Source organism: Streptomyces clavuligerus (assembly GCF_005519465.1).
GTDB classification, from domain to species: Bacteria; Actinomycetota; Actinomycetes; order Streptomycetales; family Streptomycetaceae; genus Streptomyces; species Streptomyces clavuligerus.
The window spans coordinates 6217796-6239030 of record NZ_CP027858.1 but is presented as its reverse complement, the minus strand read 5'-3'; the positions used below and the strand labels follow the sequence as shown (position 1 = coordinate 6239030).

Here is a 21235-nt window from a genome sequence, read left to right as displayed (position 1 = left end):
GCCCGGCGGGCCCTGGGACGACGGTGTGTGCCGCCGGGTCCGGGGCCCGCGACCCGGTCAGCGGGGGCCGGCGCCCCGGCGGTCACTCCCCCCCGGCACCGGGGTCGAGCGTCAGCCGGGACATCTCGTCCGGCAGATCGATGTCGTGATCGTCGAGCACATCCTCGGCCTCCTCCACCGCGAGGGTCGCCCGCCGCGCCCGCTCCAGGGCCTGCTGGTACAGCACCGACTCCGTGGAGCCGCTCGCCCGCGAGGAGCCGCCGACGGGCGGCCGTTCCAGACGGCCCAGCGCGGCGAGCGCCGAGGTCAGCTCGGAGCAGGCTTCGTAGTAGCGGTCCAGCGCCGTGACTCCGAGGGGCACCGGGTCGTACTCCCCGGACGGGACGGCGGGCCGGGATGGTCCGGCGCCGGTGTCGCTCATGTCGCGGGCCTTGCCGGTGTCCCTCCGCTTGCCCGTGTCCCTCCCCTTGCCGGTGTCCTTCCCCTTGCCGGCGTCTCTCCGCTTCTCCGTTTCCTTCCCCTTGCCCGTGTCCCTCCGCTTGCCGGTTTCCCGCTGCTTGCCGGTGTCCTTCCGCTTGCCGGTGCCCCGGCGGCCCGGGCCGCCGTCCTCGGTGCCACCGCCCTGGTCGGCGGAGGCCAACCGCACCTCCCAGCCGGGCTGCTCGCCGTGGGGGTTCCAGGTGACCTCCAGGGGGAGCTGGGAGCCGCGCCCCCTGTCGGGCCTCACCTCATGGGTCACCCCGTCGGTGGCAGTCACCCGGATACTCCTGTCCAGGGCGGTGGCGTAGGAGCCGAGCAGCAGCAGCACCCCGGGGCCTATCCCGAACGTCACCGGCGACTCGGCGGTCCGCAACCCCGAGAGCGTCTGCCCCGGGGGGTGAATCCTGCCGTAGGCCAGCCGGAGGAAGAAGTCGTCGACCGTCATCCCCGCGGCGTGCATCAGGTCGATACGCCCCTGGAGATGCCTCAGCTCGGTGGCCGCCCTGCGCGGGGCCCTGCTGCCCTGGCCGGGGTCGAGCGACCGGACGAGGTCGTTCATCATCCGGGTCGAGGCATCCACCCCGTTGACCGGCGGCAGCGCGTTGTCGAGTGCCGCGAAGAAGGAGCCCGGGGAGCGGTCCAGCGACTCCCGCGCCAGATGCTCATGGCTCAGGTACCGCAGATTCCACAGGAAGCAGGTGGTGTCGACGCTGAGCACGATCTGGTGCGAGAGCAGCCGTCTCACCGAGGGGTCGACCCCGGCGAAGAGGGACGAGCCCGCCCCGCCGACCCGCGCGGACACCGCCATGCCCACCGGGTTGGCGGCGGTGCCCAGCCGGGGATCGAGCCCGGCGGAGAGATCCGTACCCGTCCGTGCCGACGCCGGGTCCCCCGGGCCGTGGTGGACCGGCCGGAAGGGGTCCGTGTGGCCGAAGCCCGCGCCGGAGGGGTCCGGACGGGCGACGACCCACTCGTCGCGGTAGTCGGCCCACCTCAGCCCCTCCCTCGGATCCTGGTCGTTGTCCATGGACTCGTCACGGCGGAAGATCCGGCTCATCGCCTGTTTCAGATAGAAGTGGGCCTGGGGCAGCCTTCCGCCCGCCCACAGGCCCTTGAACAGCCGTGAGACATCGGTGGGAACGGCGGCGCCCTGGAAGTCGGTGTGGAAGGCGGCCCCGCGCTCGGGCAGGACACCGTTCGCGGCGTCGATCCGGCGCAGGGTGATCCGCGCCTCGTACCCCTCGCTGAGGCGCCACAGGCCCTGCCGCAGCTCCAGGACCTCCGCAGGGGTGAGGGCGTCCGGCCCGCCGGGGAGGCTGTCCGCCAGGGTGTCGAGCAGCCGCGGCAGGTTGACGGTGTCCATCCCCGCGAGCAGGGGGTCGCCGTCGCGGATCGCGGTGGCGAGCCCCCGCAGCACGTCGACGGTCCGAGGAGCCACCCCGCCGGGGCGGACGAACAGGTCGTCGGCCCCCCGCAGCAGCCCCGGTATCCGGTCCCCGCCGACCCCGGCGATGCTCCCGATCGGCAGCCTCCGGTCCAGTTCCCAGGCGTTGAGGAGGTTCAGCCGCTCACCGAGGACCTGGAACTCGGCCGCGTTGTCGCCGAAACGCACGGCCTCCAGCCCGTCGGTGTTCAGCATCGTCGCCGCCGCGTCGACGAAGAAGTTGGGCTCGGGCGCGTACGGGGCCTGCGGATGCATACGGGCCATCCGGTCACGGAACCGCATGTCGTACTGGATCATCTGATCGAGCCGGTTCAGCTCGCTCGGCGGCACATCGCCCTTGGAATCCTTGAGCCCGGCCGTCTCCAGGCGGTCGTTGGTGTCCTTCACCAACTTCCCGGCCGCCTCGGGCACCGTCAGATCGGGCGTCCGGTAGCCGCCCGCCATCGACAGCGGCCGGATCGGCGGGAGGCCGTCCCCGGGCATCAGGGACTCCTCGAAGTGGCGGAAGACGTGGTCACCGCCGGGCACGATGCGCGGGTTGGCGTCGAAGTCCATGATCGAGATGTACGGATGCGTTCCGCCGTCCATCATCGCGCGGGACAGATGGACGGTCACGGGGCTGGTGAGGGTGGCGTTCCGGGCGGTTCCATAGGCGAACCCGGTCGCACGGGACGGGACGAGGGTGGCGACCAGCGCCAGCGGATGCGGGAAGGACACGCCGCCGAGGGCGCCCTGCATCGCCTGCCCGATCTCCGCCAGCTCACGCCGGGAGCCGTTGACGCCGATGACGACGGCGACCCGGCCGTCGAAACCGTCCAGCCCGCCGGTGACGGAGTCCAGGAAGCCCTGGAGCCCGTCCTGCAACTCCCCGTAGTTCACGATCGTGTTGACGACATAGGAGATCGGGCGGGAGTCGTCCACGCTCTCCCGGACCCAGGTCAGATAGCCGGACGCGGTGAACGGGCCGACCCCGCCCCCGGGAACGGCCTGGAAGGCGTCGTTGACCATGGCGAACAGGGGCGCCCCGGTGGCACCCGCCGGGGTCCACGGATGGGCTCCGCCGATGTCGCCGGACTCCGAGGAGCTGGAGGAGAAGGACTCGTCCGTGTCCATCGCGTCGTCGGCCGGGTGACCGGGTCCGGTGGTGGACCGCGACGCCCCCGGGCCGACGGGTGCGCCGGGCTGGTAGCGGGGTTCGCGGGCGCCGCCGAGGAGCCCGCCGCCCCGTTCGGTCCAGATCCGGCCGGTGACGGTACGGATCTCCTGACGGGTCGCCACCGGGTCGATGCCCAGGGCCCGGAGGTCGGCGAAGGTCCGGTCCGCCTCGGCCCGGGCGGTCAGCAGACTCTCCAGGGACTGCCGATAGGCCCGCGTGGGGCCGGTGGACGCCCCGGTGCCGGGAGCCGGGGTGACCAGGTCCATCTGCTCCTCGGCCTTGGCCAGCTCGGTGAGGGAACGCTCGTACGCGACCCAGGCGTCGAGCCGTTCGGCGGCCCGGACACCGGTGGCGTCACCGATCACGATCCGGTGCGTGGCCTCGCTGCGCTGGTCGATGAGGAACGCGGCGGCCCGCCCGCCCCAGGGGCTGCCGGACGGGGCGTCCGGACCCTTCCCCTTCTCCTCCACCACCGACGACGGCGGCGGCGACAGCACATCGAGGACCTGCTGAGAAACCGGGACCCACCCCTCCGGCAGGCCCCGCGCCCCGTCCACCACCTCGTCCACGGCCTCCGGGAGGTCGACGGCGCGCCCCTTCCCCTTGTCGGGCGCGGACGGCGACAGCGGATCGGGAGCACCGTCCGGAACAGACGTACGGCCCCCGGGTGCGCGGGCCTCAGGCACCGCCGGGGCGGTGACGGGCGGAGTCAGACCGTCCGATGAGGCCGTCTCCTCCTGTTCGAACGGCCCGGACCGCCCGGACCGCTCGGACGGCTCCGACCGCTCGGACCGCTCTGACGGCTCGGAGACGGAGACGGTCGAACGCGGCCGAATCGGCCCGAGATCGGGGCCGCCGGACTCCAGGGGCGGTCGGACCATGGGGGGCACGGTGTCCGCCGTGGTCACTGTGGGGATGGTGGGGATGGTGGGGTCGTCGGTGACGGACTCGGCGGTCCGCAGCGCCTCCGCCGTGACCAGCGGGCCGGTGCCCGGGTCGGCGGTGGGGGTGAGCCCCGCGTGGCGCAGCAGTTGACGCAGGACGGTGACGGCGTTGTCGGCGCGGCGCCGCTCGCGCTCAGCGGGGGTGAGCCCGGGGTCGTCCCCGTACAGCCGGATGTGGAGCTGGTCGGAGGCGGTCGGGTGGTCCGTCGGGTCCGTCGCGGAGATCTCGACCGCCTCGGCGGCGTTCGGGTCGATCAGTACGGAGAGGTCGACATGGAGCTGGTCACTGGAGCGCGGCAGCGACAGACCATGGTTGACCTCGGTGTCCAGCAGGACGCGCACCCGCTCCCGGAGGTCGTCCAGGTCGACCCCGTCGAGACCGGGCCCCGGGCGGATCGGGATGTCCAGGGTGAGGGAGCGCACCCAGCGGCCGTCGTCGGCCCGGACGCGCCGTACCTCGGTGTCGACGGTGGTGGGCTCGCCGCTCCGGGCCGGGGCGGTGGTGCCGTCGTGCCCCGGCGCCCCCGGGATCTCGGCGCGCACGGTGGTGACGGGTGCTGTCTCCTGGCGGGGCCGCCACTGTTCGGGCCGGACCGGGTCGGCGACCGGTGCGGGAGGGGGCAGGGGCGCGGTGGCCGGTGGGGTGACGCCGGTGCCGTCGGCTTCCGGGGTCTCCTCCGGGGTGCCCTCCGGCATCCGGTGCCCGTCGGGGCCGGTGCGCCGGGTGGTGTCCGGTGTCTCCCCCGTCGTCGAACGGTCGGGGGTGGCCGTGGGGGTGGTGGTGCCGGTGGGGCGCCCTTCGGGGCGGTGCTCCGGGTCCGTCCCCGGGTCGGGCGCGTCGGTGAACTCCACGCCGTCCGGGAGCGGCGTCCGCGACTCCAGGACGTCCGGGCGTCCACTGCCGGTGCCGGTGGGCGGGAGGGCGGACGGGGTGGTGCGCTCGGCCCCGGGGGTGGTCAGCGGGTCCGTGACGGGCAGCGGGCCGGTGACGGTCAGCGGGTTCGGTACGGGGGCGGAGGTGGACAGCGGCGGCGGGACCGGGGTGCCGGACAGGGGCGGGTTCAGGTTCAGCGGGTTGGTGACCACCGCCGGCGAGCCGACCGGCGTGGTGCGGATGCCGTCGGCTCCGACCAGGGTGTACGGGGAGTTGCCGCCCGGCAGGGGGCTGTCCGTCCGGAACGGGTCGAGCCCGCCGGTCAGCGGCTCGGACGTGACGGTGTTCAGCGGCGGCGGTGTGCTGGAGACGAGCGGCGGGACGACCACCGGCGGCACCGGGGTGCGCACCGGCACGGGCGGCGGCAGAGCGCGGTCGGTGGTGGTCCTCGACCCGGGACCGTCGGACGACGTGAGGGTCGTGGTGTCCGGCAGGGGCGTTGGGGGCTGTTCGGCAGTGCCGCCGCCGAGGAGGGTGTCCGGGCCCGGCGGCGGGTTGTAGGTGCTGAACACGTTGCGGCCGTCGAAGAACTTGAGGTTGAGGCTCTTCGCGAGGTGGTCCAGGGAGCCGCTGAGGATCATCTCGGTGACGGCGCTGATGCTGCCGCCCGCCATCGACATGACGTCGAACTTCCAGCGGTTGTCGAAGAGTCCGTTGACAAGGAACTCGGCGAACCCCTCGCTGGGGCCCTCGCCGGCCGCGTTGCGGAAGACGTCTCCTCCGAAGGTGACCCACTTGTTGTCGCCGTAGTTGCGGAACATGTTCTTGAAGATGTTGCCGAGGCCCTTGGAGATGAAGGAGCCGAGGAATCCGGCGATGGCGCCCACCACGAAGGACTTGAGGATGTCCCTGCCGTCGATGCCGTCCGGGCGGCGCTTGCCGTCGTTGAGGGTGAGCATCGCCAGCCGTACGGCCAGGGTGGTCAGCGCCTCCTGCACGGCCTCGCTCAGCGCGGGCAGCAGATGGGCCTGGTTGAGCAGGCGCTGCATGATGGTGAGGACCGTCACCGTGGTGCGCGCCTTGGCCAGGGCGGTCTCGGTGAACGACAGACCGCCGGTGAAGACCGAGAGCGCCGCGATGATCGCCAGTTCGGCCAGGAGGATCAGGGCCTCGGCGATGATCTCGTACTTCGACTCCATGATCTTCTGGGACTGCTTGACCCGGTTGTCGGAGACCTGGGTGATCTGCCCCGCCAGATCACCGAGCAGATCCCCGCCGCCGCCCGCGCCGGTGAGGGGGGCCAGCGCCTCCTTGAAGCTGGCCGCGACCTGTGGAGGCAGCGCACCGTCGACCTGGTTGAGCAGGTTGGCGATGTTGCCGCGCATGTCGATGACCTGTCCCGCCGCATCGTCGTACGGCAGGGAGTTGGAGAACGCCATGTCGGAGGAGGCCTGCAAGGGGAGTTCACCGAGCAGGACGAAGAGGATGTACCGGGCCTCCTCGGGGAACTCGATGCTGTCGGGGATCAACGGATCAGTGCTTTCCGCCGCCTGTGCCGCCGCCCTCGCCCACCGAGTCGATCCGGCCCTTCAGCAGATTGATGTCGTCGAGGTTCTGGGACTGGGTGGCCGAGACCTTCCGCAGCGCCGCGAAGTGGCCTTCGATGGAGGCGCCGAAGCCGTCGGCGACCAGGTTGAGGCCGCTCTGGACATATCCCCGCTCACGGTGTGCCTGCGGTCCCATCTCCTTGGCGTAGTCGTCGTCCACGCCGTACCACATCGAGGTTGGCGCCACGAGCGCCGCGAAGTTGTCCGCGACATGCCTGAGCTGCTTGCACAGCGTGTGGGCGTCGGTGATGAACGCCGAGAGCCGGGCGGGGTCAGCCTCAAAACTCGGCCCGTGTCCACTGCTCATCGCTGTCCCCTCGTCCGGTGCTCGGGACGGGCGGCGGGCAGGTGCTCCTCGCCGTCCTCGTCGGTGATCTCGTCGCGCAGCCAGTCGCTCGCCCCGCCCCGTCCCTCGCCCCGCTCCACGGTCTCCAGCAACGGGCCGAAGACATCGCCCCAGTCCACCCCGGAGCCCTCGATGTGCGGCCGGTCGCCGACCGTCTCGGAGAGCGGCTGGAAGGTGTGCAGCACCGTACGGGCCATCTCCGCCTGCCCCCGCCGCGCCGACTCCAGCACCGCCGCCGCGAGCTGCGAGGCGCCCATGGTGCGGTACTTGCCGTCGAGGAAGCGCACATCGGCGAGCCGGCCCCGGGCGTCGACGGTGACCTCCACACTCCGGTCCCGGGACCGTACGGTGACGCTGGAGTCGCGCAGCCGCCGCTCGGCGTCGGCGACGGCCCGCCGGGTCTCTTCCAGTCGGGCCACCGCCTTGGCCAGCCGCTCCTGGATCGGTTCGCTCATCTCTGCCGTCCCCTGGTGATCTCTGGTGTTTCCGGTGCTCAGCGGCCGATGACAGCGGGGGCGCCGCCCTCGTCCGTGCCCCACACGTCCTCGTCCTCCTCCATCCAGGAGGAGCGGTCGCGGTCGGCGCTCTCGGTCTGCCGGTCCCCGGCGCCCCCCATCGGCGGCATGAACGGCATGCCGCCGGAGGACGTGGCCAGCGAGCCGCCGCGCTGGGTCATCACGACATCCTCCTGGCCCCGGCCGCCCGGGGAACGGCGAGTGACGGGCTGACCGTCGTCCATCGCGCCACGCATGCGTTCGCCCTCCGCGCCACCGGCGCCCGCGCCGCTCATCCGGCCCATGGGGAGCATCGGCATCCCTCCGGCGCCGTTGCCCGTGCCCATGCCGTAGTCGGCGCCGCCCCCGCGCCGGTCGAGGATCTGGTCGTACAGCTCTTCCTCATAGCCGGGCCCCGCGTGGTCGGGCGCGTACACGGAGCCGCCGCCGGACCCGTTCGCGCCCCCGGGCGTCCCGCCGCCGACCCCGGTGGGGACGGTCTCGCCCGGGTCGACGGGAGTGGTGATCCTGGTGCCGTCGGGCAGGTTGTTGGTGAGCGTGGACCGATCCGGGTCGAGGACGCTGCGGGAGCCGTCGGGCAGGGAGGTGGTGAGACGGCCGTCCTCGCCGAGCCGGGTGACGCTGCCGTCGGGGTTGGTGATCGACTCACCCGGACGCAGAGTGCCGGTGACGGTGGAGCCGTCGGGCCGGGTGGTCACGACCTCGCCGCCGGGCAGATCGAAGGTGCGGGACGACCCGTCCGGGTAGTCCATGGTGACCGAGCCGTCCGGATTGAGCGTGGTGGTACCGGAGTCGCCCCCCGGAAGCCGCGGACCATCGGTTCCCCGGGAGCCCGAGCCGGAGTCCATGCCGAGTTCCCGCATCTGCCGCTCGGCCCGCTTCTCGGCCTCCGCCTGCTTGCGCTCCTGCTCCGCCTGCTGCTGCTCCCGCCGCGCCTCGGCCTCCGCCTGGCGCTGGTCGGCCTCCGCCTGGAGGCGGTCCTGGCGGGCCTCCTGCTCGGCCTGGAGCCGCTCCTGCCGGGCCTCCTGCTCGGCCTGCTTCTCCTCCTGCTTGCGCTCGGCCTCGGCCTGCTTGGCCTCGTACTCGGCCTCGGTCCGGATGCGCTTCTGCTCGGCCTCTTTCTCCTTCTGCTCCTGCTTGGCCTCCTGCTCGGCCTGTTTCTCGTCCCGCTCGCGCTCGGCCTCGGCCTGCTTGGCCTCGGCCTCCTTCTCCTTCTCCGCCTGCTTGCGCTCCTGCTCGGCTTCCTTCTCCTCCTGCTTGCGCTCCGCCTCCGCCTGCTTGGCATCGGCCTCGCGCTCCTTCTCCCCCTGCTTGGCCTCCTGCTCGGCCTGCTTGCGCTCCTGCTCCCTGCGCTGCCGCTCCTGATCGATGCGGGCCTGGTTCATCAGCAGCGTCTGCCGCTCCTCGGCCTCGCGTTCCTTCTGTTCCTGCTTGGCTTCCTGCTCGGCCTGCTTGCGCTCGGCCTCCGCCTGGAGGCGGTCCTGTTTGGCCTCCTGCTCGGCCTGGAGCCGCTCCTGCCGGGCCTCCTGCTCGGCCTGCTTCTCCTCCTGCTTGCGCTCGGCCTCGGCCTGTTTGGTTCCAGCCTCGCGCTCCTTCTCATCCCGCTTACGCTCCGCCTCGGCCTGCTTCTCCTCCTGCTTGCGCTCCGCCTCCGCCTGCTTGGCTTCAGCCTCGCGCTCCTTCTCATCCCGCTTGCGCTCGGCCTCGGCCTGTTTGGCCTCGGCCTCCTTCTCCTTCTGCTCCTGCTTGCGTTCCGCCTCGGCCTGCTTGGCATCGGCCTCGGCCTGCCTGCGCCGGGCTTCCGCCTCGGCTTCTTCCTGCTTGCGCCGGAATTCCTCTTCCAGCGCCTTGACCTTGTTGTCGTTTTCGATCTTCGCCTTGTTCGCGTCGTCCTTCGCTTTGTTCGCGTCGTCCCGCGCCTTGTCGGCTATGTCCTTGGCGAGCTGGTTGTCCAGGTTGACCGAGACGGTGTCGATCTTCTTGGGGAACCGCTGGTCCATGAAGGCGTTCTCGACGGCCATGAGGGCCTTCTTGCCTGCGGGGGAGAGGATTTCCTGTACTTTCTGCTGCCAGCGGCCGATGGCCTCCTCGCCGATCTTCTTCCAGGTGTCCTTCTCCTCCAGCTTCCCGTAGCTGACGGCACCGGAGAAGCGCTCGAACTTGACCTCATGGCTACCGCTGACCACATCACCCATGACGATGGGCTCCCAGCGGACCTTGGTGAGGTTGTACTTCCAGACGTCCTTGGTGACCTCCTTGAGCACCTCGATGAGCCAGACCAGCGGATTGCCGTGGTCGTCGCGCCAGTCATCCCTCCAGGTCCGGAAGAGACCATCGGCGGCCGTCCGGACATCGGCGCGGAAGCGCCGCAGGTCGTTGCCGTAGACGGAGCGGACGTTCCCCTCGACGGGGAACTGCTCGCTGTAGGACCTGTAGATCCGCGCCAGGCCGTGGATGAGGTCCTTGAAGACCCCGGCGGCCTGCCCCTTCCAGACGGCCTCCTGCTTGCCGAGGTCGAACTCCCAGTCCTTCAGCTCCTGGGAGCGCCTCGCGAAGAACTGCGCCACCCGGTCGAACGCCTGGGCGTTGTACTCGAAGGATTCCAGGTCGACCGCGTTCGCGTCGTCCACCTTGAGGTCGTTCCAGGCGAAGAACTGGGTGCTCCCGGAGGTGACGAGCCGCTCCAGGGCCAGGCCGCCGCCGTAGCTGTACTGGGCCAGCGCCTGATTGGACCAGACCACGTCCTTGCTCTGCCCCTCGAAGTCCTTGCCGAGGCCGCTCTTGAACTCCGAGCCGAGCGCCACGCCGTGGGCGGGCTGAAGTACCTTGTCTCCGCTGCTCGTGGTGCCGAGAAGAGTGATGCGGGCCCTCTTCATCCTGACCGTGGTGCCCGGCGGCGCCCCCGCGATCGCCCCGTCCAGACCCGAGTAGAACGGGATGACGAAGTCGGTTTCCTCAATACGCCAGCCGGAGTTCTTCTCCAGCCAGCTCAGATCGTCCACCGCGTCGACCACCGCGTCGGACGGCTCACCGTTGTGATCGGAGATCTCCACCCGCATCAGCGGGATCTTGTCATTGCCCAGCAAATTGTTGAACAGAAGCTTGCGCTCGGGCATGACGAAACCCGTCAGCACCTTCACGGCTCTGTGCCAGTCGTCTGCGTCCGAGTTGGCGGGGTGTACGGAGGAAACGGATCCAGTTTCGGCCACGAGGGGACTCTCCGGGCATCGGGTCGGGACAGCGTGAACGGGTGGGACCGCGGGGACCGGCTTCGGTGCCGACGGCGGTCAGTCCTTCTTGCCGCCCCCGCCGCCCTGACCGCCGGCCAGACGCTCGTTCACGTCCTCGAACATGTCCAGGAAATCCTGGCCGCTGATGCCGACCAGATTGCCCGACTGGGTGTCGAACAGTTCGTCGATACTGCTCTGGAGGTTGTCGACAAGGTCCTTGAAGAGCTTGGACTGCTCGTCGTAGATTCCGGTGAGCTGCTCCGCGGATGTGCGGATGGCCCCGTTGAGATTCACCCCGTGCTCGTGCAGGTGACCGCTCTTGACCATATGTCCGAGCATCAGGGGGAACTCGCCGTTGAAACGGTCCTGGTCGCTTCTGCTGCCGGTGTCGTACCCCTTGCGCCTGATGAGCTTGCCCATGGAGGGACCGAACACCGCGTCGTCCTCGGCGATGGCGCGTACGTCCCTCTGGAACAGCTCCACACGGTCGCGCAGGAAGGCCTGGAGGCCCGCCTTGTCCATGCTGAGCCTGCCGGTCTTCTCGTTCGGGTCCTTCGCCGTCATGGCACATCTCCTGCGGGTCGGGGCGGTGCGCGGTGGACCGCCCGGCGGCGGCCCCCGGACGGTTCAGCGGCCGATCTTCACCGAGTCCCACATCTGCGTCAGGGACTGCTCGCTGTACTGGTAGTTCTCCGAGACGCTGGTCAGCAGCATGGAGTGCTTGGTGAGCAGCTCCTCCATGGCCTGGACCGCGTTGTTCCAGACCTGCTGCTTCTGGGTGTACACGTCCTTGTCGTCACCGATCCAGGAGTTCCTCAGCTCGTTCAGCTCCGCGTCCAGGTTGGTGAGGATGCTGTCGATCGCCTTGGTCTGGCTGATCATGTCGTCGGCGGCGTTGCTCATGTGGGAGTAGTCGACGTAGATGTAGCCGTCGGAGAAGTCGGTCATGTCCTGTCCTCGTCTCGTGGGTGGCGGGGCGGCGAACGGCGGTGGCGCGGTCGCGGGGTGCGCGGGCCGGGGTCAGCCGCGCAGCGCGTCGAAGACGGCGTCGGACTGGGCGTACTCCCGGTTGATCGAGTCGACGGCGGCGCCCTGCTGCTTGCCGTGCTCGGAGAGGGTCTGATTGAGCGTCTCGATCATGTCCTGGACATTGACGAGGATGACGTCGGCCTTCTCCTCCCAGGCGGTGACGAGGTCCATGAACGCCTTGCCGTCGCTGCCCTTGTAGTGGGACATGAGGTTGTTCTTGGTGTTCTCCACGTCCTGGCGGCACTTGGTGATGCCGGAGAAGGCCATCTCCAGCGCCTGGACACCGTTCCGGGTGGCGGACTCCTCAGACTGCTGCATTCCGTTGATGGCCATGCCTGACCCTCTCCATCGTTCGGTCCGGGGCTGCCGATGCTAGGGAGCCCGCGTTGCAGCCCGGCCTTGCTTTCTTGTCGTCACCTTGTTTTCCCGTTGTCGCCGGAGGTCCGCCAGGCGCACCGCGGGGCGGTGACCGAGGCCCGGCCCGCCCTGGCGGCCTCGGGGTGCAGGTCGGGTCCGGAGGGCAGCATGGCCAGCATCAGCGCGGGCATCTCGCCGGGGGTGACGCCCTGGTACCCGAGGGCCCGCACGGCCGCCGCACCGGCCAGGCGGTACTTCACCCCGGTCTCGGTGACCAGGTAGAGCGTGCCGCCGAGTTCGCCTCCGCCCGCGCCCACCAGCCGTACCAGAAAGCCGCGTCCCGGCGGCACGGCGACCCGGTCGACGGGCAGACAGGCGGGTGCCGCGACGCCGGACGCGTGCTGGGCGAGCGGGCCGAGGGCCGCGGTGGGGGCCAGGGCGACGCCGAACCGGGTGCCCCGGCCGTCGGGGGTGACCCGTGCGCACGGGGTGCGGTCGCGGGGGACAGCCACCGCCTTCGGCGGGGTCTCCGGTGTCCGGCCGGGCCGGGCACCCCGCCCGGCGGAGGGCGCCAGACGGCCCTGGAGGGCGTCGGAGGTCAGCACGGCGGGGGTGGGCGTGGCGCCGCCGTACGCCGTGGCGCGGGTGCGCGGATCGGCCAGCAGCAGGGCGAGTTCGGTGGCGGTGAGGGGGGCGAGGCCGTCGGGGCGCAGCACGTAGTGACGCTCGTCGGCGCCCGGTACGGCCAGGGTGAAGAGCTGTCCGACCCGGGTGGGACGGCCGCCCAGCTCCGGTCCGGCGCTCCCGGCGCGCTCGACGGCGGGGGCCACGAGGTCGGGTCCGGCGGGCAGGGCGTTGAGGAAGGCAGCGGAGACCGGTACGGGCCGTACGGAGGCGTAGCCCAGGGCCTCACCGGCGGCGGATTCGCGGTCGATCCGCAGACGGCTGCCCTGCCAGATCAGATAGTCGCTGCCGTCGGGTCCGGCGGCCAGCAGCCCCTGGTCGCGGCCCAGGCGGTCGCCCCCGCCGTCCAGGCCGACGGCGAGCGTGGTCACCGTCGCGGTGCCGCCGGAGCCCGGGGTCTCGGTGACGCACACCTGCCAGGGGGCCTGGGAGAGGTCTTTCGGGGCGGGCAGTTCGTCGGGGGCGCCCTCGATGCCGACGGGGGTGCCGCGCGGGGTGCCCTTGAGCGAGGAGGTGCTGACGGTGGTGGTGGCGAGCCCGGCACCGCCGAGCAGCTTGGCGGAGGTGTAGTTGCGCACCGGGCGCAGGCGGCCGTCCAGGTAGAGGTAGCGGGCGCCGGTGTCCTTGTCGACGACGAGGTCGCCGGAGGTCTGCCAGGAGGTCTGTCTGCCGGGGCTGACCAGTCCGACGACGAAGGCGCCGACCGCCACCAGGATCGCGACGATGATGCCGATGGCGATGCCCCGGTTGGTGCGGCCCTGGGGGCTCTCCGGGGCGTCCGGGTCGGAGCGGAGCATGCTGGAGGTGAGGCGGCCCATCAGGAACATATGGGCCTGGACCTGGTCACGCTTGTTCTGCATGAGGGCTGTTCGGTCCTTCGGTTCGGCGGTCCGTCGGTCGGCGGAGGTCGGCCGGGGCCGACCGGGCGTTCACAGGCGGGGGCACGGAGCACAGGCAGGGGCGCGGGGCGCGGCGGTCAGCCGTCGGCGGCCGGTCCGCGCCTCGGCGGCCGTTCCCCGGCCGTGGCCTCAGCTGTTCATGGTCCGCAGCCAGCCGTAGACGCCGAGCACCCACAGGGCCAGCGGGAGCAGGCTGATGGCCATGGCGGACTGGAGGATCTCGGCGGCCCGGCCCCAGTACGGCACGAGCCGCCTGCCGGGGACGGTCCACGAGGCGATGGCGAGGGCGGCGGCGACCGCGGCGAGCCCGGCGACCAGCAGCAGCCGCTGGGTCGGCGCGGCGTCCGCGGCCGTCGCGTGGATCAGCAGCGCCCCGCCCCAGACTCCGGCCGTGACCAGCGAGAGCCGCTGGAGGATGTTGCCGAGGGCACGGCTGTGCAGGAACAGCAGCAGCGACAGGGCGAGGGCCATGGTCACGGTCGGCGGGGTGAGCCGGTGCGCCAGGCCGTACAGGCAGACCGCGCAGACGGCGGCGGTGGCGGCGTACAGGCCGGTCATCCAGCCGTCGGCGACCACGGTACGGGCGGCCACCGAGGACGGGGAGTGCGGCTCGATGCCCTCCTGGAGCTGTTCGGCGTTGGACGGCAGCGGCGGCATCCGCAGCCCGGAGAGCCGGAACGACATCGACGGCACGAACGCCCCGAACACCACGGCGGCCAGGGCGATCAGTCCGGACGTCTGGCCGGGTCCGAGGTCCCTGGTCATCATCAGGGCCCCGGCGAGCACCCCGGCGGTGGCCACCACCACCAGGGCCAGGAAGAGCGCGGCGAACGCGGCGACGGCGGCGACGGCGAGCATCGCGCCACCGGCCGCCGCGGCCGCCGCCGCCAGCACCCGGGCCCCCAGCACCTCCCACCGGTCCGGCCCGCCGAGGCTCCCGCCGGGCAGCAGCCAGCCGGCCAGCGCGAAGTACGGGACGGCGGCGAGGCCGAGGGCGGCGCCCGCCTCCGCGTCGCCGACCGCGCGGCTGGCGGACCCCGCGCCGCCCAGGAGGAGCAGCCCGGTGGCCGCGGCGGCCAGGGCGCGCAGCCCGGTGGCGGGGCCGGGCCAGGCCAGGACGGCGAGCCCGGCGGCCAGGGTGAGCACCACCAGGCTCAGCAGAACCCGGCGGGAGGCCGGGGCGCTCCAGGCGAACGGCTGGGTCTCCATGGTCTGGGCGACGCCTTCGACCAGGTCGTCCAGGACGACCTCGGGCAGGGCGTCGGTGTGCGGGCGCAGATGGAGGGTCTCGCCGTCGAGCACCCCGAGCGACTCCAGGCTGGCGCTCCCGTCGAACGGGGGGTCGCCGAGCCGCTGGAGTACCCAGCCGCCGTGCTCCAGGCCCTGTTCCGCCAGGTCGTCACCGGCGTACCGGACCAGCGTCGGCAGCAGATCGGCGACCGGGACGTCGGGGGGAACCGCGAGATCGATGGACTTGGCCGGAGCGCGTACGGTGACACGGCACAGTGCGGACGTGGTGCTGTCGGTCATGAGGAGAACTCACGCTTCGTCGGAAGACCCCGCCGGGTCTCCGGCGGGTCGGTCGATCGTGGGACGTGCGCGGGGTCGGACCGCACACCGCTCCAGGAGAATCACGCCGGTTCCTCTTCTCGTGTACGTCCGTCACCGGGGAACCGTGAGAGGGATCGTAGACTGCCCTCGTCCGCCGGGTCCCACCCCCTGGGGTCGGCCGCGGCGGTGCGCACGGCTTCGCGACGACCGGCCCAACTCGCCCTCTCTGCAAGCTTTTCCGCTGTCCCAGTGCTTCACTGTCCCGCCGTTCGTCTGTTCGCCGCTTCACCGCTCCGTCCCGGACGGCGTCACTCCCGCCCGGAAGCCATGCCCGTGCCGTCCCCGCGGCGCCCGGAAGGAGAGCGCTCGTTGAGTACCGTCCTTTTCCGCCGGCCCGCCCGCAGACGCGGACCCGACATGCCGGAAGGGGAGTTGCGCCTCCAGGAGCCGCCCGGGCTGCCGGAGGTCACCCCGGACAGCTCGGCGGTGTGGAACTACCTCCCGATGGCGCTGATGTCGGTGTCCATGGTGCTGATGTACATGCGTCCGGGCGGGTCCCGCAGCGGGGTGTTCATCTATCTGGCGCTGGTGGTGATGGTGATCTCCGCCGCCGCGATGGTCCTGGGCCAGTACGTACGCCGCAGCAGTGAGCGCAAACAGCAGTTGAACGGTGAACGGCGGGACTACCTGCGGTATCTGCGCCAGGTGCGGCGCAAGGTGCGCAAAGCGGTCGCGGAGCAGCAGCGGGCGCTGGCCTGGCGGCACCCGGCGCCGGACACGCTGTGGTCGCTGGTGGGCACGAGCCGCCTGTGGGAACGGCGCCCCGGCGACGAGGACTTCGGCGAGGCGCGGGTGGCGGTCGGCGAACAGAAACTGAGCCTGCGGCTCGCACCGCTCTCCACCAAACCCGTGGAGGACCTGGAGCCCTTGAGCGCCCACGCGCTGCGCAGCTTCACCCGCGCCTACTCCACGGTGCCGGGCCAGCCGATCGCGGTGTATCTGCGGACCTGGGCCCGGGTGCTGTTCCGGGGCGACCGGGAGCGCGCCCGCGCGCTGGCGCGCGCGATGGTGGCACAGCTCGCCGTGGCGCACTCCCCGCAGGACCTGTGGATCGCGGTGTGCGCGGCCGACGAGCGGCGCGCGGAGTGGGACTGGGCGAAGTGGCTGCCGCACAATCTGCACGGGGCCGACTCGGACGGCGCGGGCCCGGTGCGCATGGTGGTCTCCTCGGTGGACGAGCTGGACGAGCTGCTCGGCCCGGAGTTCGGCGAGCGGCATCCGTTTGAACCGCACGCGGAGGCCGGCCGGGAGGAGCCGTATGTGGTGATCGTGCTCGACGGGGTGACGGTCCCGGGCGGGCACCGGGCCGACGGGCCGGGTTTCCGCAACGCGGTCCTGCTCGACCTGGACGGCGCGCTGACCTGGCGGCCGGGCCGGGCGACGCTCCGCCTCGACCTCGACGAGGAGGAGACACTGCGTCTGGTGCGCACGGACCGGGAGCGCAAGGAGCAACTGGTGGTGCTGGGGCGGCCGGACGCGATGAGTGTGGCGAGTGCGGCCTCGTTCGCGAAGCGGCTGGCACCGTTCCGGATGGGGGTGGGCCGGGAGACGAGCGAGCCGATGGCCGCCGACACGGAGCTGACCACCCTGCTGGGCATCGCCGATCTGCACCGCCATGAACCGGCGTCGCTGTGGGGGCGGCCCGCCCGCTCCGAGCGGCTGCGGGTGCCGATCGCGGTGGGCCCCGGCGGGACGCCGGTGGAGCTGGACATCAAGGAGTCGGCGCAGGGCGGCACCGGGCCGCACGGGATGCTCATCGGCGCCACCGGCTCGGGCAAGAGCGAGCTGCTGCGCACCCTGGTGCTGGCGCTGGCGCTGACGAACTCCTCCGAGACGCTGAACTTTGTCCTCGTCGACTTCAAGGGCGGCGCGACCTTCCTCGGTCTGGACGAACTCCCGCACACCTCCGCGGTGATCACCAATCTGGCGGACGAGGTGGAGCTGGTCGCCCGGATGCAGGACGCGCTCCACGGCGAGCTGATCCGCCGCCAGGAGCTGCTGCGGGCCGCGGGCAACCACACCTCGGCGCTGGAGTACGAGAAGGCGCGGGCGGACGGGGCGCCGCTGGCCCCGCTGCCCAGCCTGTTCGTGGTGGTCGACGAGTTCAGCGAGCTGCTGGCGGCGCACCGTGAGTTCATGGAGCTGTTCGTGATGATCGGACGGCTCGGGCGCAGCCTCGGGGTGCATCTGCTGCTCGCCTCGCAGCGGCTGGACGAGGGCCGGATGCACCAGTTGGAGTCGCATCTGTCGTACCGGATCGGTCTGCGGACGTTCTCCGCGATGGAGAGCCGCGGTGTCCTGGGGGTCCCGGACGCCTATGAGCTGCCGCCGACGCCGGGCAGCGGTTTCATCAAGTCGGGTGTCGAGGCGCTGACGCGGTTCCGTGCCGCGTATGTGTCCGGGCCCTACCGGCGGCGCAGCGGCACGGCGCACCAGGCGCGGGTGGCGAGCCAGGTGGTGCCGTGGACCTCGGGGTGGGTGGTGCCCCGGCAGCTCCCCGACCCGCCGCCCGGGGAGGCCGCGGCCGAGCAGCCAGCGGACGAGGGGCAGTCGCTGCTGGCGGTGGCCGTGGAGCGGATGCGGGACGCCGGGCCGCCCGCCCACCAGGTGTGGCTGCCGCCGCTGGGCGAGCCGTCCACCCTGGACGGACTGCTGGGCCCGCTGACCCCGCACCCGGAGTACGGGCTGACCGCCCTGTCGCTGCGCGGGCGGCTCAGCGCGCCGGTGGGCATCGTGGACCGGCCGTTCGAACAGCGCCGTGACCCGCTGATCGTGGATCTGTCGGCCGCCGGGGGCCATCTGGGCATCGCGGGCGGCCCCCAGAGCGGCAAGTCGACGCTGCTGCGCACCCTGATCGGCGCCCTGGCCCTCACCCACACGCCGCGCGAGGCGCAGTTCTACTGCCTGGACTTCGGCGGCGGCACCCTGGCCGGGCTGGCCGGGCTGCCGCATGTCGGCGGGGTCGCCGCGCGGATGGACAAGGAACGGGTGGGCCGGGTGATCGCCGAGGTCACGGCGGTGCTGGCGCACCGTGAGCGGTTCTTCCTGGACCAGGGCATCGACTCGATGGCCTCCTACCGGCGCCGCCGGGCGGCCGGGGAGTTCCCCGAGGAGGCGCACGGTGATGTGTTCCTGGCGGTCGACGGCTGGTCCACGGTCCGGCAGGACTACGACGGATACCTCAGCACCTTCAACGCACTGGCCGCGCGGGGCCTGAACTACGGCGTCCATCTGCTGATCACCACCTCCCGCTGGGTGGAGCTGACCGCGGCGGTGCGCGACCAGACCGGGACCCGGCTGGAGCTGCGGATGGGCGATCCGATGGACTCGACGATCGATGTCCGCAAGGCGGCCTCGGTGCCACGGGTCCCGGGCCGGGGCCTGACCCGCGACTCCAAGCTGCACTATCTGGCGGCGCTGCCCCGGGTGGACGGCCGCACCGGCTCGGGGGACCTCTCCGAGGGCGTGGCCGACCTGGTGGCCCGGGTGGACGAGCACTGGTCGGGCCCGCCCGCGCCGCCGGTGCGGACGCTGCCCACGCTGCTGCCCGCCGCCGAACTGCCTCCCGTCGCCGCGGACGGTGACGGGCTGCGGATTCCGCTGGGCGTCGAGGAGGAGACCATGGGCACGCTGTGGCACGACTTCTCGGCGACCCCGCATCTGATCGTCGTCGGCGACGCCGAGAGCGGCAAGACCAATCTGCTGCGGCTGGCCGCGAAAGCGATCATCGAGCGCCATACCCCCGCCGAGGCGCGGATCATGGTGGTCGACTACCGGCGTGAGCTGGTGGAGGCCGTGCCGGACGCCTACCGCCTCGGGCACGCGGTGTCGCTGGACGCCCTCAAGGAGCTGGTGGACGGCGCGGCGCGGGCGGTGCGGACCCGGGTGCCGGGCGCGGACATCGCGCCCGCCCGGATGCGGCTGTGCGACTGGTGGACCGGGCCGCGGCTCTTCGTCCTGGTCGACGACTACGACATGGTCGGGGGCGGCGGACCGCTGAACCAGCCGTTCGGCGCGCTGATGGACCATCTGGCGCTGGGTTACGAGGTGGGCATGCACCTGGTGGTGGCCCGTTCGGCGGCGGGCGCGGGGCGCGGTCTGAACGATCCGCTGCTGCGCCGGATGCTGGAGGTCAACACCCCCGGCATCCTGCTGTCCTGCCCGCCGACGGAGGGCTATGTGTTCGGCAACCTCAAGGGCCGCAATCTGATCCCCGGCCGGGGGACGCGGATCACGCGCCGCAAGAACGTCGACATCCAGACGGCACTGGTCGAGCAGGGGTCCCCGTGACACCTCCCGTCCCTCGTGCCACTCCGCTGCCGGAACGGTCCCCGAAGAGGGCTGTTCCGGCAGGTGAACGGGGCGTTCCGCCGGTACGGCGCTCCGGGGACCGGGACCGGCACGGCGCGACGGGCCGGGGCGTCGCCAGCACCACGTTCCGCTTCCGTCCCGGCCACGGCGGCTGTGCCCCGACGGCCTGCCGGAAGCCGGGCGGGCTCGCGGCGCGGGGCACCCGCCCGGTACCCGCCCCCGCCACGGCATGCCTGTCGGGCGGCCCGGACCCTGCTGTCCGGATCGGGCCGGACCGGGGAGCGGGGTCCGGCGGCCGGTGTCTCCCGCGCGTGGAGGAGGACCGCGCGGCGAGGAAGGCGGCCCCGGCGACGGGGCCCTTCCACCGGGCGTCCCCGCCCGGGCCGCCCGGCACGGCACGGGCGCACTCCCATCCGGGCCGCCGGGCCCGGCACGGGAGTACTCCCCCCTGTCCCGCCGGGCCCCGGGCGGGTACCTCGTCGACGGACACGGCCCCGGCCGGGGCCGGACGGCGGGCCCTAGCCCGCCGGGCGCCAGCCGCGTGCCTTGCCCCGGGGGACGACGACCATCGCGGTGCCCACCAGCAGCACCAGCGCCAGGGCGCCGCCGCCGATCAGCAGGGCGCGGCCGCGGGGTTCGCCGGAGGCGGAGGGCACGACCACCGCGGGCTCGGGGCTCTTCTCGGCCGGTGCCGGTCCGTCCGCGAGCAGCGCGGTCAGTCCGGCGTAGATGTCGAGCCGGGGCGTGTGGTCGGGGTACGCGGCCTCGGTCAGACGGCGTGCGGTCGCGGCGGCGTCCAGGTCCGGGCGGTAGGCGCGCAGCAGCGCGGCGGCCCCGGCGACGTGCGCGGCGGCCAGCGAGGCTCCCGAGCCGATGAAGTGGCCCGAGCCGCGCGCGCCGATGCCGACCACGGCGCCGCCGGGGGCGGACAGATCGGGAGCGAGCGCGGCGGGGGCGTTCTTGGACCGGCCGCCGTCGGGCCCGTGGTCGACGACCGACAGCACCTGGGGCAGCCGGGCCGGCCAGTAGGGGCGGGTCCGGGTGTCGGGCCTGCCGCCGGCGCCCCTGGGGGCGACGTCCGGCACGGCGGGCGCCACGACGAGGACGTCCTTCTCGGCCGCGTGCGCCACCGCGGCGGTGAGTTCCGTGCTGCCGGAGCCGAGTACCTGGCCGACGTAGACGACCTCGGCGCCCCCGTCCACGGCGGTGCGGATGCCGCCCGCGACCAGCCCGGCGTCCGGGACGCCCCGGGAGTCGGTGCCGGTCACGGCGAGAATCCGGGCCGCGGGGGCGACGCCGGTGACGGTGCCTTGCCCGGTGGGCGCGGCGGCGATCAGCCCGGCGGCGAAGCTGCCGTGCCCCACACAGTCCGTACCGGCCCCGCCGACCGCGGTGACCCGCCCGGCCAGCGCGGGCGCCCCGGCTCCGACCCCGGTGTCCACGACGGCCACCGTGACACCGGCGCCCCGGGTGAGCTGCCAGGAACGGGAGAGCTGGAGCGCCCGATGGGTCCAGGGGCTCAGCGGCGCGGTCCTGGCCGACGCGGTCGCACAGGCGTCCTCGGCGGCCATCCGCAGCCGCAGCGGGGGCAGGCTCACCGGCTCGCCGCCGTCGGCCCGGGCGGGCGGGGCCAGCACCAGGGCGGGTACCGCGGCGACCGCCGCGAGAGTCATGGCACGACGGCAACGGTCATACGGCATGGGGCACATGCTAGGGGACGTGCGGACGGGACCGGACGGTTCCCGGGC

Annotated in this window: 11 protein-coding genes; 1 reads left to right on the top strand and 10 read right to left on the bottom strand. The window is 72.6% G+C overall.

Annotation, left to right across the window (positions count from 1 at the left end):
• Window positions 1-82 precede the first annotated feature (82 nt).
• The 9 genes from CRV15_RS26275 to eccD all read right to left on the bottom strand — a co-directional run bounded on the left by CRV15_RS26275 (window position 83) and on the right by eccD (window position 15095).
• Complete coding sequence (locus tag CRV15_RS26275; RefSeq protein ID WP_003958443.1) at window positions 83-6427, bottom strand: hypothetical protein; 6345 nt, start codon at window positions 6425-6427, stop codon at window positions 83-85.
• Between the two features lie 4 nt (window positions 6428-6431).
• On the bottom strand, window positions 6432-6812 hold the full coding sequence (locus CRV15_RS26270; RefSeq protein WP_003958444.1) for a hypothetical protein: 381 nt from the start codon (window positions 6810-6812) through the stop codon (window positions 6432-6434).
• On the bottom strand, window positions 6809-7306 hold the full coding sequence (locus CRV15_RS26265; RefSeq protein ID WP_003958445.1) for a YbaB/EbfC family nucleoid-associated protein: 498 nt from the start codon (window positions 7304-7306) through the stop codon (window positions 6809-6811). Before CRV15_RS26265 ends, CRV15_RS26270 begins: the two co-directional genes overlap by 4 nt.
• Window positions 7307-7344: 38 nt before the next feature.
• A complete protein-coding gene (locus CRV15_RS36055) occupies window positions 7345-10575 on the bottom strand; it encodes an AAWKG family protein (RefSeq protein WP_003959485.1) in 3231 nt (1076 codons plus the stop codon).
• A 78-nt stretch (window positions 10576-10653) separates the two neighbouring features.
• Window positions 10654-11160 (bottom strand): type VII secretion system-associated protein, encoded by a 507-nt coding sequence (locus CRV15_RS26255; protein WP_003958447.1) that lies wholly within the window; start codon window positions 11158-11160, stop codon window positions 10654-10656.
• A 63-nt stretch (window positions 11161-11223) separates the two neighbouring features.
• The gene (locus CRV15_RS26250; RefSeq protein WP_003958448.1) at window positions 11224-11544 is read right to left on the bottom strand and encodes a WXG100 family type VII secretion target; all 321 of its coding nucleotides are present in this window, start codon (window positions 11542-11544) and stop codon (window positions 11224-11226) included.
• Between the two features lie 72 nt (window positions 11545-11616).
• Entirely contained in the window at window positions 11617-11958 is a 342-nt protein-coding gene (locus tag CRV15_RS26245; protein WP_003958449.1) for a hypothetical protein, read from the bottom strand.
• 80 nt (window positions 11959-12038) lie between these two features.
• The gene (gene eccB, locus CRV15_RS26240; protein ID WP_003958450.1) at window positions 12039-13526 is read right to left on the bottom strand and encodes a type VII secretion protein EccB; all 1488 of its coding nucleotides are present in this window, start codon (window positions 13524-13526) and stop codon (window positions 12039-12041) included.
• Between the two features lie 168 nt (window positions 13527-13694).
• Window positions 13695-15095: a type VII secretion integral membrane protein EccD gene (gene eccD / locus CRV15_RS26235; RefSeq protein ID WP_003958451.1), complete on the bottom strand. Its 1401-nt coding sequence runs from the start codon at window positions 15093-15095 to the stop codon at window positions 13695-13697.
• Window positions 15096-15485: 390 nt separating this feature from the next.
• On the opposite strand from eccD, the gene eccCa reads away from it, so the two are divergent.
• Window positions 15486-19466: a type VII secretion protein EccCa gene (gene eccCa, locus CRV15_RS26230; protein WP_009995307.1), complete on the top strand. Its 3981-nt coding sequence runs from the start codon at window positions 15486-15488 to the stop codon at window positions 19464-19466.
• A gap of 539 nt (window positions 19467-20005) precedes the next feature.
• Here eccCa and CRV15_RS26225 read toward each other — a convergent pair.
• Window positions 20006-21160 carry a S8 family serine peptidase gene (locus CRV15_RS26225; protein ID WP_003959488.1) on the bottom strand — a complete coding sequence of 385 codons (1155 nt, stop codon included), beginning with the start codon at window positions 21158-21160 and terminating at the stop codon, window positions 20006-20008.
• Window positions 21161-21235 lie beyond the last annotated feature (75 nt).

Bases quoted from the DNA above. Each gene is read 5' to 3' on its own strand.
- CRV15_RS26270 (WP_003958444.1), bottom strand. From the start codon at position 6,812: ATGAGCAGTGGACACGGGCCGAGTTTTGAGGCTGACCCCGCCCGGCTC.
- CRV15_RS26265 (WP_003958445.1), bottom strand. From the start codon at position 7,306: ATGAGCGAACCGATCCAGGAGCGGCTGGCCAAGGCGGTGGCCCGACTG.
- CRV15_RS26255 (WP_003958447.1), bottom strand. From the start codon at position 11,160: ATGACGGCGAAGGACCCGAACGAGAAGACCGGCAGGCTCAGCATGGAC.
- CRV15_RS26250 (WP_003958448.1), bottom strand. From the start codon at position 11,544: ATGACCGACTTCTCCGACGGCTACATCTACGTCGACTACTCCCACATG.
- CRV15_RS26245 (WP_003958449.1), bottom strand. From the start codon at position 11,958: ATGGCCATCAACGGAATGCAGCAGTCTGAGGAGTCCGCCACCCGGAAC.
- eccB (WP_003958450.1), bottom strand. From the start codon at position 13,526: ATGCAGAACAAGCGTGACCAGGTCCAGGCCCATATGTTCCTGATGGGC.
- eccD (WP_003958451.1), bottom strand. From the start codon at position 15,095: ATGACCGACAGCACCACGTCCGCACTGTGCCGTGTCACCGTACGCGCT.
- CRV15_RS26225 (WP_003959488.1), bottom strand. From the start codon at position 21,160: ATGACTCTCGCGGCGGTCGCCGCGGTACCCGCCCTGGTGCTGGCCCCG.